We start from the raw sequence: 13,492 nt of genomic DNA on the forward strand, positions 1-13,492 counted from the left end.
TCACTCGCCGAACTGGGCGGTGTACTCGTCGGCGCTGAGCAGACCCTCGGGCTCGCCGGCAAGGCGCAGCTTGAACAGCCAACCGCCGGTGAACGGCTCGGAGTTGACCAGCGCCGGGTCGTCGACGACGGCCTGGTTGACCTCGACGACCTCGCCCGTGGCCGGGGTGTAGAGGTCGCTGACGGACTTGGTCGACTCCAGCTCACCGCAGGTGTCGCCGGCGGTGACGGTGGCGCCGACCTCGGGGAGGTCGACGTAGACCACGTCACCGAGCGCGTCGGCGGCGAAGGCGGTGATGCCCACCGTCGCCACGCCGTTCTCGGCGCCGGTCAGCCACTCGTGCTCCTTGCTGTACGTGAGGTGCTGGGGGTTGCTCATGACGTGATTCTCCCGGATGAGGTGTGGGTACGGCGAAACGGGGGTTGGGACCCCGGGAAGTGTTCTCCGAGGTCGACCGGTAGGTCGACGCTCGGGAGCGTGTGTGGCGGGCGTGCGGCGGACGCGGGTCGGACTACCGCGCGCGCTTGTAGAACGGCAGGGCGACGACCTCGACCGGCTCGTGCGTGCCGCGCACGTCGACGAAGACGGAGGCGCCCGGCGTGGCGTGGGCGGCGTCGACGTAGGCCATGGCGATCGGCTTGCCCAGCGTCGGGGACGGGGCGCCGGAGGTGATCGAGCCGATCACCGTGCCCTCGGCGTCCACCACGTTCATCTCGGCGCGCGGCACGCGGCGGCCGGGGGAGACCAGGCCGACCAGCACCCGCGGCGGGCTGGCGAGCGCCTGCTCGGCGGCCTTCTCCAGCGCCTCGCGGCCGACGAACGCGCCGTCGTTGGTGGTCTTGTCGAAGCGGACCACGCGGCCCAGACCGGCGTCGAACGGGGTCAGCGCGGTGGTGAGCTCGTGGCCGTAGAGCGGCATCCCGGCCTCCAGGCGCAGGGTGTCGCGGCAGGAGAGGCCACAGGGGATCAGGCCGTAGGAGGAGCCGGCCTCGGTCAGCGCGGTCCACACGTGGGCGGCGTCGGCGGGGGCGAGGAAGAGCTCGAAGCCGTCCTCACCGGTGTAGCCCGTCCGGGCCAGCAGGGCCGGGCGACCGGCCACGGTGGCGGGCAGGGCGGTGTAGTACTTCAGGCCCGGCAGGTCGGCGTCGGTCAGCGAGCCGAGGATGGCGGGGGAGTTCGGGCCCTGGACGGCGATCAGCGCGTAGGCGTCGCGGTCGTCGCGCACGGTGGCGTCGAAGCCGTCGGCGCGGGCGGTCAGCTCGTCGAGGACCAGCTGGGCGTTGGAGGCGTTGGCGACGATCATGAACTCGGCCTCGCCGGTGCGGTAGACGATCAGGTCGTCCAGGATGCCGCCGTCCGCCGCGCAGATCATGGTGTAGCGGGCCTTGTTGACCGCGAGCGCGGAGACGAAGCCGACCAGCGCGTGGTCGAGCATCTCGCCCGCCTGCGGACCGGAGACGGTGATCTCGCCCATGTGCGAGAGGTCGAAGAGACCGGCCTTGGTGCGGACGGCGAGGTGCTCCTCGCGCTCACTGCCGTAGCGCAGCGGCATGTCCCAGCCGGCGAAGTCGGTCATGGTGGCGCCGAGGGAGCGATGGAGGCTGTCCAGCGCGGTCAGGCGGAGAGACATTCGGTGATCTCCTAGCAATCAGGGCATGCTGCGGCAGGGCCCTCCCCGTCTGTCGCTGCGACCTGAGAGCTTCACCGCGCCGACGCGCGGGGCGTGGGCGGCTTGCACCGTGGGTGGACCAGCGCGGTACGGAGCCACGACGCGGACGGTGTCGTCCGCGCCCTCTCCGTCGCTTCCTGCGACTGGTCGCTTTCCAGAACTGCCTCGCCCGTGCGGTGTGGTGCCTGAGAGATTCGGGGGAGGCCTTGCTCCTTCGGCGCCGGCGAACTCCCACTGCGCAACCGCTGGTACGGGTGGGTGCAGGGGTGTCGCCGAGCTCTCCCGCGCGGGTTCGAACGGCCGGTATGCAATTGTGGGTGCGCTCATCATGGCATGGCGCCTGGACTGTGGCGAACAGGCTGCGATCCGGCAGCGACACAGCTGAGAACCGGCAAAAGGCCGCGAACGGGCACAACGGGCGTAACGGGCGGAGGCAGACGGTGGAGCAGTACGCGGGCATCCCGCAGCAGGGCGTGCAGCACGGCGTGCAGCACGGCGTGCAGCCGGGGAGCTGGCCGGAGAACGAGCTGGAGCAGGTGCTGGCCGCGTCGGTCGGTGATCCCGGGGCCACGCCCCGGGTGATGGAGGTGCTGGGCCGCAGCCAGGTCTGGGTCCCGCTGCCCGCCGGGCCGACCCGGGACGGCACCACACTCGACATGCCCACCACCGAGCTGGCCGGGCAGCCGTTCGTCCCGGTCTTCAGCTCGGAGTCGCAGCTGCGCGCCGTCGCGGGCGACGCCATGTCGTACGCGATCGCGCCGGTACGCGAACTGGCCCGTGGGCTGCCGCAGGGCGTCGGCATCGCGGTGAACCCTGAGGGCGCGGTCGGCCTGCCGGTCCCCGCCGCCGGCGTCCCGGACCTCTGCGGCGGCGGTGACGAGGGCGTCCGCGCCACGGCGTGGGAGCCGGAGGCGCACGAGGAGCCGTACGACTTCCTGGCCGCCGCGGCGAGCGAACTCGCCGTGCTGCCCGTGGTGCTGACGGCACGACGGGCTCTGGTGCAGGTCGAGGGCGACGCGCCGAAGCTGTTCGTGGGCGTGCAGTTGGCCCGGTACGAGCCGGGCGACCACGAGGCGGTGGGCCTGGCCCTCGGTCGCGCGCTGGGCGTGGCCCCGCTGGGGTACGAGGTCTCCCTGATCCTGCTGGACGTGGTGGCCGAGGACCCGACCGTGCAGTGGATGCTGTCGACGGTCGCCCCCTTCTACGCGCAGGGGTGACCGAGGCGCAGCCCTGAGGTGAAGCGGTGACCGGTGAGGCGTAGGGAGGAGCTCCCTACGCCTCGGCCGTCCTACGCCTCACGCGCCCTACGCCTCACCCGTCTGCGAGCTGCCGCGGTGCCAGGCACGGGGTGCGCGCAGGTTGTAGTGCAGCGCCAGCATCCGCAGCCCGAAGGCGACCAGCGTGGCAGCGGTCCCGGTCACGGCGTTGAGGTCGCCGAAGGCGATGAGCGCGGCGGTGATGCCCGCTCCCAGCATCGCCGGGACCGCGTAGAGCGACCGGTCCCAACGCAGCAGCGACGGCGTCTCCATGGCCAGCAGGTCGCGGAGGACGCCGCCCCCGACCGCGGTGATCATCCCGAGTGCCACGGACGCGATCACGCCCAGGCCGAAGTCGTGCGCCTTCGCGGTCCCGGTGACGGAGAACAGGCCCAGGCCCAGGGCGTCGAGGGTCTGCACGGTGCGGTTGATCCGGGTGACCTCGGGGTGGAGGAAGAAGACCACCGCCGCGGCGATCAGCGGGGTGACGAAGTAGCCGGTGTTGGTGAACGCCGCCGGCGGTACGGCGCCGATCAGTTCGTCGCGGATGACCCCGCCGCCGAGCGCCGTCGCCTCGGCGAGCACCGCCAGTCCGAACACGTCGAAGTTCTTGCGTACCGCCAACAGGCTGCCGGACAGGGCGAAGACGAAGATGCCGGAGATGTCGAGCACCTGTTCGACGTCGGGGGCGAAGATCTGGGAAGCCACGTCGCCTTTTCTACAGGGTGCGACGCGATGGTCGGGGGAGCGCTGGGCCGGGCGTGCGCCTGCACAGCCTGTGCACAGCCGTCCCGAAGCCAGCGCGCGGCCTTCTTTGAATCTTTCCAAAGAGGGGCTTTTTGAATGTGTCCATTCATCTTTCCCCGAGCCTTGGTCCCACGCGCCCCAGAAAGCCCATTCGTCTCACATGGTGAATCGCGGAACGTTTCTTGGCATTGAGCACCATCGGAAGGGGTGTCTCCGACAAATGCTGGCAAATCGGGCATAACACCCGACCGCATGCACCCCGTTTGCGCCGTGTCAAGGCTATATATGGCACCAAAACGGACATTGGATCACAACAGCTGTATCTCGCATGATCTCATTCTGGTTTCGGCGGGTCACGGCCTCTTGAGCAGAGAAAAGCCACGTGCATAGAGTCCCCTCACCGCGCCGCGCCATGCACACCTGAACTGAGATCCGGGGATGTCCGCACCATGACCAAGCAACCCCAACCGACCGATCCCGCAGGGGAATCGTCGACCCTCGTGGCTGATCCAACGGCCGAACAAGAGGCTCCGGCGGTCCAGGGGGACTCCTCCGCAGGCCGTTCTCCTGCACGGATGGCCTGGACGCGACTGAAGCGCGACCGTGCCTCGATGATCGCTCTGGTCGTCACCGTGCTATTCATTCTGGCTGCCGTTTGCTCGCCTCTTCTCTCCACTTTGGAGGGCTGGGGGCCGATACAGCCCGACCTGAAGGCCATCAATCCGGACACGGGTAATTTCCCGATCGGTTCATTGGGTGGCGTCAGTGGTCACCACTGGCTCGGAGTCGAGCCCGGAACCGGTTTCGACGTGTTCGCCCGGCTGATCTACGGTCTCCGGACGTCGCTGATCGTGGCGATTACCGCGGCGGTCATCTCGACGGTTATCGGCGTGGTGGTCGGCCTTGCGGCGGGCTACTTCGGCGGCAAGATCGACACCGCGCTCAACTGGATCATGAACGTCATGCTCGCGTTCCCGCAGCTGCTGTTCATCATCGCCGTGACGCCGGTGATCACCAACGCCTTCACCACCAACTCCCACGGCGGCACCAGCGAGACGCTGCAGCTCAGCGCCATCATCGCGATCATCGCCCTCTTCGCCTGGGCCTACACCGCCCGACTGGTGCGCGGTCAGGTGCTCTCCCTGCGTGAGCGGGAGTTCATCGACGCGGCACGGATCATGGGCGCCGGCTGGCGGCACATCCTGTTCAAGCAACTGCTGCCGAACCTCTGGGCGCCGATCCTGATCTCCTTCGCGCTGGCGGTGCCGATCAACATCGCCACCGAGGCGGCCCTCTCCTTCCTGGGCGTCGGCGTCGTCCCGCCGAACCCGGACCTGGGCGGGATGCTCAACGCGGCCACCCAGTACTACCTGTACGACCCGACGTACCTGGCCGTACCCGGCCTCGCTCTCCTGGTCATCGTCCTGGCCATGAACCTCCTGGGTGACGGCGTCCGCGACGCGCTCGACCCGCGGGCCAACCGCAGCTGAACTTCCGCACCTCCGGGCCGATCCGTCGGCCGGGCGAGGCGGGGCAACCAAGAAGACAAGAGGAGACCCACCCATGATGCGCAGCAAGCGCACGGTCACCATGACCGCTATCGCGATATCCGTCGCCTTGGGGGCCAGCGCCTGTGGTGGCGGCGGAAGCACCACTGGTGGAGCGCCGACCAAGGGCGGCACCCTGCTGTACTACGCGCCCAGCGACTTCGACCACATCGACCCGGGGCGTACCTACACCACCCAGGGCCAGAACATCGGCCGCGAGATCTACCGCTCGCTGACCGGTTGGACCCAGCCGTCCGACCAGCCGGACGCCACCCCGAAGCTCGTGGGTGACCTGGCGACCGACACCGGCACCGCCAGCAACGGCGACAAGACCTGGACCTTCCACATCCGTCCGGGCGTCAAGTGGCAGGACGGCTCGACCGTCACGGCCTACGACGTCAAGTACGGCGTCGAGCGCACCTTCGACCCGGACCTGTCCGGTGGCCCGACCTACGCGCAGCAGTGGCTGGCCAACGACAAGAGCTACAAGGGCCCGACGAAGAGCGGCGACCTGGCCGCGATCCAGACCCCCGACGCCAGCACGATCGTCTTCCAGCTGAGCACCCCGGTCAACGACTTCAACGAAGCGACCGCGATGTCGGACTTCTCGGCGGTGCCGAAGGCCCACGACACGGGTGCCACCTACGACACGCACGTGTGGTCGGACGGCCCCTACGAGCTGAAGTCGTACACCCAGAACAAGGAACTCATCCTGGTCAAGAACCCGGAGTGGTCGAAGTCCGTCGACCCGCTGCGGGACCAGAACGTCGACGAGATCGACGTCAAGATGGGCCAGGACATGGCGTCCATCGACCAGCTGATGAAGGCCGACGGCACGGACGCGCAGAACGCGATCATCGAGGACCCGATCGCGGGCACCGACCTGAACTCCTTCGTCAACGACCCGACGCTGCAGTCGCGTCTGCACAAGGTCGCCGCCCCGGGCACCAACTACATGGCCATCAACACCACCACGGTGAAGAGCCTCCAGGTCCGCCAGGCGATCGAGTACGCGATCAACAAGCAGACCGTCCGCGGTGCCTTCGGTGGTTCGGCCTACGGTCCCTACGCCACGGTCTTCCTGCCGCCGGGCACCGCCGGTCGCCAGGACAACGCCGCGCCGTACGGCAGCAACCCGGCCGGTGACCTGACCAAGGCCAAGGCGCTCATGGCGCAGGCCGGCGTCAAGAACCTGACCCTGTCGCTGGCGGTCGAGGCGACCCCGACCCAGGGCAAGGTCGCCACCGCGATCGCGACCTCGCTGGCGCAGATCGGCATCACGGTCAACATCAAGCAGATCGACCGTGGTTCCTACTTCAACACGGTCGGGAACCTGTCCAACCACTTCGACCTGATCTGGGGTGACTGGATCGCCGACTGGCCGAACGCCAGCACGATCCTGCCGCCGCTCTTCGACGGCCGCCAGATCATCCCCCAGGGCAACCAGGTCTTCTCGCAGCTGCAGGACCCGGCCGCCGAGAAGCAGATGGACAACATCAACCAGATGGCCGACCCGAACCAGGCCAACGCCGCCTGGGGCGCGCTCGACACCCAGCTGCTGCAGAACGACGCCGCGGTCGTCCCGCTCGTCTACATGACCTTCTACGAGCTGCAGGGCAAGAACGTCGGCGGTCTGACCAACGACACCGAGCTCGCCGAGATGAACCTCGCGCACGTCTTCGTGAAGCAGTAACACCTCCGGGTCCGGGCGGCGGCGTACCCGCTGCCGCCCGGACCCACGTCCGAACCATCACTCCGCGCGCAGGTCACACCCGGCCGCCCGAAGCGAGAGGGAGGCGGGCCAGGCAGAGCCCGGTCCAAGCACCACATGACTCGTTATCTGATTCGGCGCTTGCTCAGCGCCTTCACCATCATCCTGATGGTCAGCCTCGTTACCTTCCTCATCTTTTTCGCGGTGCCGAGCAACCCGGCCGTCCTGGCTTGTGGCAAGGCCTGCAACCCGGGCCGCATCCTGGAGATCAAGCACTCCCTGGGACTCGACAAGAGCCTCTTCACGCAGTACTTCGAGTTCCTCAAGGGCATCTTCGCCGGCCGGACCATCGGCGACGGGCCCCTGGCGGTCCAGTGCCCGGCTCCCTGCCTGGGCATCTCGTTCCACGACGACTCCAACGTCTTCGACACCCTGATGAACCGTCTGCCGGCGGACATCTCGCTGGCGGCCGGTGCGGCTGTGGCCTTCCTCATCACCGGTGTCGGCCTCGGCATCCTCGCGGCCGTCCGCAAGGGCAAGCTGGTGGACAAGCTCGCCGTCGGACTGGCGATGGTCGGTATCTCGCTGCCGATCTACTTCCTCGCGCTGGTGCTGCAGTACGCCTTCGTGGACAAGTGGCAGCTGCTGCCGACCCCCAACTACTCCCCGATCACGCAGGGCTTCGGCCAGTGGTTCCAGGGCCTTCTGCTCCCCTGGGCCTCGCTGACGATCGGCTTCCTCGCCTACTACACCCGGCTCACCCGCTCCAGCATGCTGGAGACCCTGGGCGAGGACTTCATCCGCACCGCCCGTGCCAAGGGCCTGGGTCAGCGAACCCTGGTCTTCAAGCACGCGCTGCGTGCCGCGATCACGCCGATCGTCACCATCTTCGGCATGGACTTCGCCACCCTGGTGGGCGGCTCGGCAGTCATCACCGAAAGCGTCTTCGGCATCCCCGGCATCGGTCAGCTGGCCGTCCAGGCCGTGGAGAACGTCGACCTCCCCGTCATCATGGCCACCACGCTCTTCGCCGCCGTGGCCGTCGTGCTTGCCAACGTCGTCGTCGACGTGGTGTACGGCATCATCGACCCCCGCGTCCGCCTCGCCTGAAGCCGGGCCAGAACCATCCGGCGCGGGTCGGCGATCCCGACCCCCTGTCGACTGAGGAACTACCAGTGGCCATCGAAATCTCGCCGCAGACCGTCCCCGTCAGCCCGCCGTCGACCTTCCTGGAGGTGCGCGACCTGAAGGTGCACTTCCCGACCGAGGACGGGCTCGTCAAGTCCGTGGACGGGGTCTCCTTCAGCCTGGAGCACGGCAAGACCCTGGGCATCGTGGGCGAGTCCGGCTCCGGAAAGTCCGTCACCAGCCTTGCCCTGCTCGGTCTCCACAAGGGAACGCGGGCGAAGGTCTCCGGCGAGATCTGGCTGGACGGCGACGAGCTCGTCGCGCTCGACGAGCGCGAGATGCGCCCGCTGCGCGGCAACAAGGTGTCCATGATCTTCCAGGACCCGCTCTCCGCGCTCCACCCGTTCTTCACGGTGGGCGCGCAGATCGCCGAGGCGTACCGGGTCCACCACAAGGTCTCCAAGAAGGAGGCCAACGTCCGCGCGGTCGACATGCTCAAGCGCGTCGGCATCCCGCAGCCGGAGCGCCGTGCGAAGAGCTACCCGCACGAGTTCTCCGGCGGTATGCGCCAGCGCGCCATGATCGCCATGTCGCTGGTCTGCGACCCGCAGCTGCTGATCGCCGACGAGCCGACCACCGCCCTGGACGTCACCGTCCAGGCGCAGATCCTGGACCTGATCCGGGACCTGCAGGAGGAGTTCGGCTCGGCGGTCATCATCATCACCCACGACCTGGGCGTGGTCGCCGAGATCGCCGACGACATCCTGGTGATGTACGGCGGCCGGCGTATCGAGTACGGCAGTGTGCGCGAGGTGCTCAAGGCCCCCGAGCACCCGTACACCTGGGGTCTGCTCCAGTCGATGCCGCACCTGGGTGGCGACGTCAACGAGCGGCTCAACCCGATCCCGGGGTCCCCGCCCAGCCTGATCAACCTCCCGAGCGGTTGCGCCTTCAACCCCCGATGCGCGTTCAAGGGCCAGGTGCCGGACGGACGTTGCATGTCGGAGCGGCCCGAGCTGCTCCCGGTCCTCGACTCGGACCGCCACATCGCGGCGTGTCACCTCAGCGGGGAAAGCAAGATCGAGATCCGCAAGGCCGCGAAGTAAGCCGCGGACGAACAGGAGCATGCCGTGAGCACCACCGACACCATTCCTGGCCCCCGCGAAGGGGCCACTCCGGGGGCATCCGAGGGCGAGTCGCTGCTTGAGGTCAAGGACCTCAAGATGCACTTCCCGATCCGTCAGGGCATCGTCTGGCAGCGGCAGATCGGCGCGGTCAAGGCCGTCGACGGTCTCGACTTCAGCGTCAACGCCGGCGAGTCGCTCGGCCTCGTGGGTGAGTCGGGCTGTGGCAAGTCGACCACCGGCCGACTCGTCACCCGTCTGCTGGAGCCGACCGGCGGCAGCATCCGCTTCGACGGCGAGGACATCACGCACAAGCGCGTCTCCTCGATGCGGGCCGCCCGGCAGAACCTGCAGATGATCTTCCAGGACCCGTACTCGTCGCTGAACCCGCGGCACACGGTCGGGACCATCATCGAGACCCCGATGAAGCTCAACGGGATCAACCCCGAGGGCGGTCACCGCAGGCGTGCCAAGGAGCTGCTGGAGATCGTCGGTCTCAGCCCCGAGCACTACAACCGCTACCCGAACGAGTTCTCGGGCGGTCAGCGCCAGCGCATCGGCATCGCCCGCGCGCTCGCGCTCAAGCCGAAGCTGATCGTCGCGGACGAGCCGGTCTCCGCGCTGGACGTGTCCATCCAGGCGCAGGTGGTCAACCTGCTCCAGGACCTGCAGCGCGAGTTCAACCTGGCGTTCGTCTTCATCGCGCACGACCTCGCGGTGGTCCGCCACTTCTCCGAGCGCGTCGCGGTGATGTACCTCGGCAAGATCGTCGAGATCGCCGACCGGGAGACGCTCTACTCCCGTCCGCAGCACCCCTACACGCACGCGCTGCTCTCGGCGGTCCCCGAGGCCGACCCGGACAGCGAGGCGCGCCGCGAGCGGATCCGCCTCACCGGGGACGTGCCCAGCCCGATCAACCCGCCGTCGGGTTGCCGGTTCCGCACCCGCTGCTGGAAGGCGCAGGACATCTGCGCCAGCCAGGAGCCGCCGCTGGTCCAGTTGGTCGGCTCGGCCGAGGGACACCAGGCCGCCTGCCACTTCCCGGAGGTCAAGCAGGTCGTCGCGGCGGAGGAGATCCCCTCCGCGCCCGCGTCGGCGGAGTGACGCCGACAGGTTGTCGTTGAGCGGGGCCGATCCGGACGCGTCCGGATCGGCCCCTTCGCATGTCCGGTGACAGTACGTCTGGTGACGGTCTGTCAGCTTCCCGAGGTGGCGAGGTCGAGGTCGAGGTCGCGGTCGTAGAAGGCCGGGACGCGGGCGGAGAGCCAGGTGGCCACCGGGTCGTACGGGTCGGACATCGCCACCGTCGAGAGCGGCAGCGCCTCCGGGGCCGATGCCAGCGAGCGCTCGACCATCTGCCGGACCGTCTCCGCCGCGGCGGCCGACGCGTCGTGCAGGTCCAGTCCGATGACCAGGTAGGGCTCGCCCCAGGAGGGTTCCACCCAGGCCCGGCGCAGCGTGCGCACCGCAGGCGTCTCGCGGGCCTCGGCGGCGAGCCGGGAACAGAAGGGGGCGAGCGCGTCCATCGAGCTCACGCTCGAGGGGACGGCGGACGGGGGAGAGCCGACCGCCGTCAGGTTCAGCGGTCCGGCGGGCAGCCGGTCGAGCCCGCCGGCGACGCGTCTCAGGTCCGCCCACGGGATGCCGAGCCCGCCGCCCGGCTGGTGCGGGTTGAGCCAGAGTCCCCAACGCTCGTGGTAGAGCGCGGAGGCGACCTCGGGCCCGGAGCAGACCTTGTGCTGCCGGGTCCAGCCGCAGGCCGCGAGCTGCTCGGCGGAGGTGACGCACGGGGCGTAGCCGTAGCCGCCGACCTCCAGGCTGCCGTACTGGGCGTCCGGGCTGCCGGGGGTGCCGTGCCAGAGCAGCATCCACAGCTCCCCCTGGGCGATGGCCTGGAGCAGCGCCTCGTAGCGGTCGTACCGACCCGGCGAGACCTCCGGCAAGACCTCCTGCAAGGCCTGCTCGATCATGGCTTCGCGCCCCCTTCCTGGTCCACCCGGGTCTCTTGCCGCGCCACTCGTTCCGCTGGTACTGCCGGTGCCGCTTGTACTGCCTGAACTGCCGTGATGGTGTCGCCCGCCACAGCGTAGAGGCGGGGCGGGAGGGAGATCATCCGGTCGTCATCGGGTCCTCATCCGGTCCGGCCGCCGTACTCGTGGGAGATCGCCTCCGCCGTGGCCAGCAGGTCGGGGATCAGTCGTCGCAGTGCGCTCAGCGGCGCGACCACGGTCGGGGTGGAGATGGAGCAGGCGGCGATCACCTGTCGCTCGATACCCCGGATCGGCACGGCCACACAGTTGACGCTCTCCTCGTACTCGCTGCGGTCCATGGCCCAGCCCTGGTCCCGCACCGTCTCCAGTTCGGCGAGCAGCGCCTCGGGCGTGCGCAGTGAGCGCGGTGTGTACGCCGGGTAGTCCAGCCGCCGGGCCAGCTCCGTCCGGCGGCCCTCGGGCAGCCCGGCCAGCAGCACCTTGCCCACCGCGGACGCCGTCAGCGGCGCGCGCTTGCCGATGCGCGAGTACATCCGCACCGGGTAGCGGCTCTCCAGCTTGTCGACGTAGGTGGCCTCGCCGTCCTCGTAGACGGCCAGATGCACGGTGTGCCCGCAGCGGTCGTTCAGCTCGGCCAGGTGCGGGGCCGCGACGCCGCGCACGTCGATGCTCTCCAAGGCCAGCTGGGCGAGGGAGAAGAGGCGTCCGCCGAGCCGGTAGCGGTAGTCGGCCTGGCGGTGCACGAAGCCGTGCTCCTCCAGGGTCCGCAACAGCCGCAGGGCGGTCGACTTGTGCACCCCGATCCGCGCGGCGGCCTGCTCCAGCGAGACCGGCCCCTCGGCCAGCGATGCGAGCACGGTCAGCGCCCGGTCCACCGACTGCGACATGCCCCGCCCCGTTGTGCTCGACTGTGCTGTGAGCGTAGGGACGCCATTGCACAGGCTGCAATGGATGATGCGCATTCGGAACCTTTTCGCCGCGTGGCTCTTGCTTCCGCGCGGCTCCGCATGTCCGAATCCCGTACCACCCACCGGACTCCGTCGGTGGGCGCACTACACTTGGGCCGCCATGCCCTACCTCGACCACGCCGCCACCACTCCGATGCTGCCGGAGTCGGTCCACGCGATGACCGCGCAGTTCGGCAGCACCGGCAATGCCTCGTCCCTGCACGCCGCCGGACGCCGCGCCCGTCGCGTGGTCGAGGAGTCGAGGGAGAGCCTGGCCGCCTCCCTCGGCGCCCGCCCGAGCGAGATCGTCTTCACCGGCGGCGGCACCGAGTCGGACAACCTGGCGGTCAAGGGCCTGTTCTGGGCCCGCCGGGACGCCGACCCGGCACGGCGCCGGATCCTGTGCAGCCCCGTCGAGCACCACGCCGTCCTGGACGCCGTCCACTGGCTGGAGCAGCACGAGGGCGCGGTCGTCGAGTGGCTCCCGGTCGACCCGCTCGGCCGCGTCGCGCCCGAGGGCCTGCGCGCGGCGATCGCAAGCAATCCCACAGACGTCACGCTCGCAACCGTCATGTGGGCCAACAACGAGGTCGGCACCATCCAGCCGATCCGCGAGCTGGCCGCCGTGGCACGGGAGTTCGGCGTCCCGATGCACGCCGACGCGGTGCAGGCCGCCGGGCAGCTGCCGCTCTCCTTCGCGGACTCCGGCCTGGACGCGATGACCGTCACCGGCCACAAGATCGGCGGCCCGTACGGCGTCGGCGCGCTGGTGCTCTCCCGCGAGGCCGCCCCGGTCCCGCTGCTGCACGGCGGCGGCCAGGAGCGCGAAGTCCGGTCCGGCACCCTCGACGTCCCCGCGACCGCGGGTTTCGCCGCCGCCGCGCGGATCGCCGTGGAGCGGCAGCCGCAGTTCGTCCAGGAGATCGGCCGCCTGCGGGACCAGTTGGTCGACGCGGTCCGCACGGCCGTGCCGGAGGCCGTCCTCAACGGCGACCCGCGCCCGGAAGGACGGCTCAGCGCCAACGCGCACTTCACCTTCCCGGGCTGCGAGGGCGACGCGCTGCTGATGCTGCTCGACGCGCGCGGCATCGAGTGCTCGACCGGCTCCGCCTGCTCGGCCGGGGTGCCGCAGCCCAGCCACGTGCTGCTGGCCATGGGCGCGGAGCCGGCGATGGCCCGTGCGTCGCTGCGGTTCTCGCTCGGCCACACCTCCACCGAGGCGGACGTGAAGGCGCTGGCCGAGGCGATCGGCCCGGTCGTCGACCGCGCCCGCCAGGCCGGCGCGGCGACCCGGCGGTAGCGTGCGGGATCGGGCGGGATCGCGCGTGCGTCCGGCGCGGAGGGGACGCGGGGTGCCGGTCGGCAGCCCGTA

General features: G+C 69.6%; 12 protein-coding genes and 1 riboswitch. Of the genes, 7 read left to right on the forward strand and 5 right to left on the reverse strand.

What is annotated here, in order from left to right; translation table 11 throughout:
• On the reverse strand, nt 1-378 hold the full coding sequence (gene gcvH / locus ABH940_RS20420; protein ID WP_370060806.1) for a glycine cleavage system protein GcvH: 378 nt from the start codon (nt 376-378) through the stop codon (nt 1-3).
• A gap of 133 nt (nt 379-511) precedes the next feature.
• Nucleotides 512-1,630: a glycine cleavage system aminomethyltransferase GcvT gene (gene gcvT, locus ABH940_RS20425; RefSeq protein WP_370060805.1), complete on the reverse strand. Its 1,119-nt coding sequence runs from the start codon at nt 1,628-1,630 to the stop codon at nt 512-514.
• Nucleotides 1,631-1,833: 203 nt separating this feature from the next.
• Nucleotides 1,834-1,964, reverse strand: a riboswitch (glycine riboswitch).
• Between the two features lie 145 nt (nt 1,965-2,109).
• Here gcvT and ABH940_RS20430 point away from each other — a divergent pair.
• Nucleotides 2,110-2,886 carry an enhanced serine sensitivity protein SseB C-terminal domain-containing protein gene (locus ABH940_RS20430; protein WP_370105913.1) on the forward strand — a complete coding sequence of 259 codons (777 nt, stop codon included), beginning with the start codon at nt 2,110-2,112 and terminating at the stop codon, nt 2,884-2,886.
• Between the two features lie 87 nt (nt 2,887-2,973).
• Here the strand turns inward: ABH940_RS20430 and ABH940_RS20435 are convergent, their stop codons facing one another.
• Nucleotides 2,974-3,633, reverse strand: coding sequence for a trimeric intracellular cation channel family protein (locus ABH940_RS20435; RefSeq protein ID WP_370060803.1), 660 nt, complete (start codon nt 3,631-3,633; stop codon nt 2,974-2,976).
• Nucleotides 3,634-4,121: 488 nt separating this feature from the next.
• On the opposite strand from ABH940_RS20435, the gene ABH940_RS20440 reads away from it, so the two are divergent.
• The 5 genes from ABH940_RS20440 to ABH940_RS20460 all read left to right on the forward strand — a co-directional run bounded on the left by ABH940_RS20440 (nt 4,122) and on the right by ABH940_RS20460 (nt 10,286).
• Nucleotides 4,122-5,162: an ABC transporter permease gene (locus ABH940_RS20440; protein ID WP_370060802.1), complete on the forward strand. Its 1,041-nt coding sequence runs from the start codon at nt 4,122-4,124 to the stop codon at nt 5,160-5,162.
• Between the two features lie 73 nt (nt 5,163-5,235).
• Nucleotides 5,236-6,912 (forward strand): ABC transporter substrate-binding protein, encoded by a 1,677-nt coding sequence (locus ABH940_RS20445; protein ID WP_370060801.1) that lies wholly within the window; start codon nt 5,236-5,238, stop codon nt 6,910-6,912.
• A 135-nt stretch (nt 6,913-7,047) separates the two neighbouring features.
• Complete coding sequence (locus ABH940_RS20450; protein WP_370060800.1) at nt 7,048-8,040, forward strand: ABC transporter permease; 993 nt, start codon at nt 7,048-7,050, stop codon at nt 8,038-8,040.
• Nucleotides 8,041-8,105: 65 nt separating this feature from the next.
• On the forward strand, nt 8,106-9,164 hold the full coding sequence (locus tag ABH940_RS20455; RefSeq protein ID WP_370060799.1) for an ABC transporter ATP-binding protein: 1,059 nt from the start codon (nt 8,106-8,108) through the stop codon (nt 9,162-9,164).
• 24 nt (nt 9,165-9,188) lie between these two features.
• Complete coding sequence (locus ABH940_RS20460) at nt 9,189-10,286, forward strand: ABC transporter ATP-binding protein (RefSeq protein ID WP_370060798.1); 1,098 nt, start codon at nt 9,189-9,191, stop codon at nt 10,284-10,286.
• Nucleotides 10,287-10,378: 92 nt separating this feature from the next.
• On the opposite strand, the gene ABH940_RS20465 is transcribed toward ABH940_RS20460, so the two are convergent.
• Together ABH940_RS20465 and ABH940_RS20470 are read right to left on the reverse strand one after the other, a co-directional pair.
• On the reverse strand, nt 10,379-11,152 hold the full coding sequence (locus ABH940_RS20465) for an enhanced serine sensitivity protein SseB C-terminal domain-containing protein (protein ID WP_370060797.1): 774 nt from the start codon (nt 11,150-11,152) through the stop codon (nt 10,379-10,381).
• A gap of 161 nt (nt 11,153-11,313) precedes the next feature.
• Entirely contained in the window at nt 11,314-12,060 is a 747-nt protein-coding gene (locus ABH940_RS20470) for an IclR family transcriptional regulator (protein ID WP_370060796.1), read from the reverse strand.
• Nucleotides 12,061-12,241: 181 nt separating this feature from the next.
• Between ABH940_RS20470 and ABH940_RS20475 the strand changes: the two genes are divergently transcribed.
• On the forward strand, nt 12,242-13,420 hold the full coding sequence (locus ABH940_RS20475; RefSeq protein ID WP_370060795.1) for a cysteine desulfurase family protein: 1,179 nt from the start codon (nt 12,242-12,244) through the stop codon (nt 13,418-13,420).
• Nucleotides 13,421-13,492 lie beyond the last annotated feature (72 nt).

It is taken from the genome of Streptacidiphilus sp. BW17, assembly GCF_041262485.1.
GTDB lineage: Bacteria > Actinomycetota > Actinomycetes > Streptomycetales > Streptomycetaceae > Streptacidiphilus.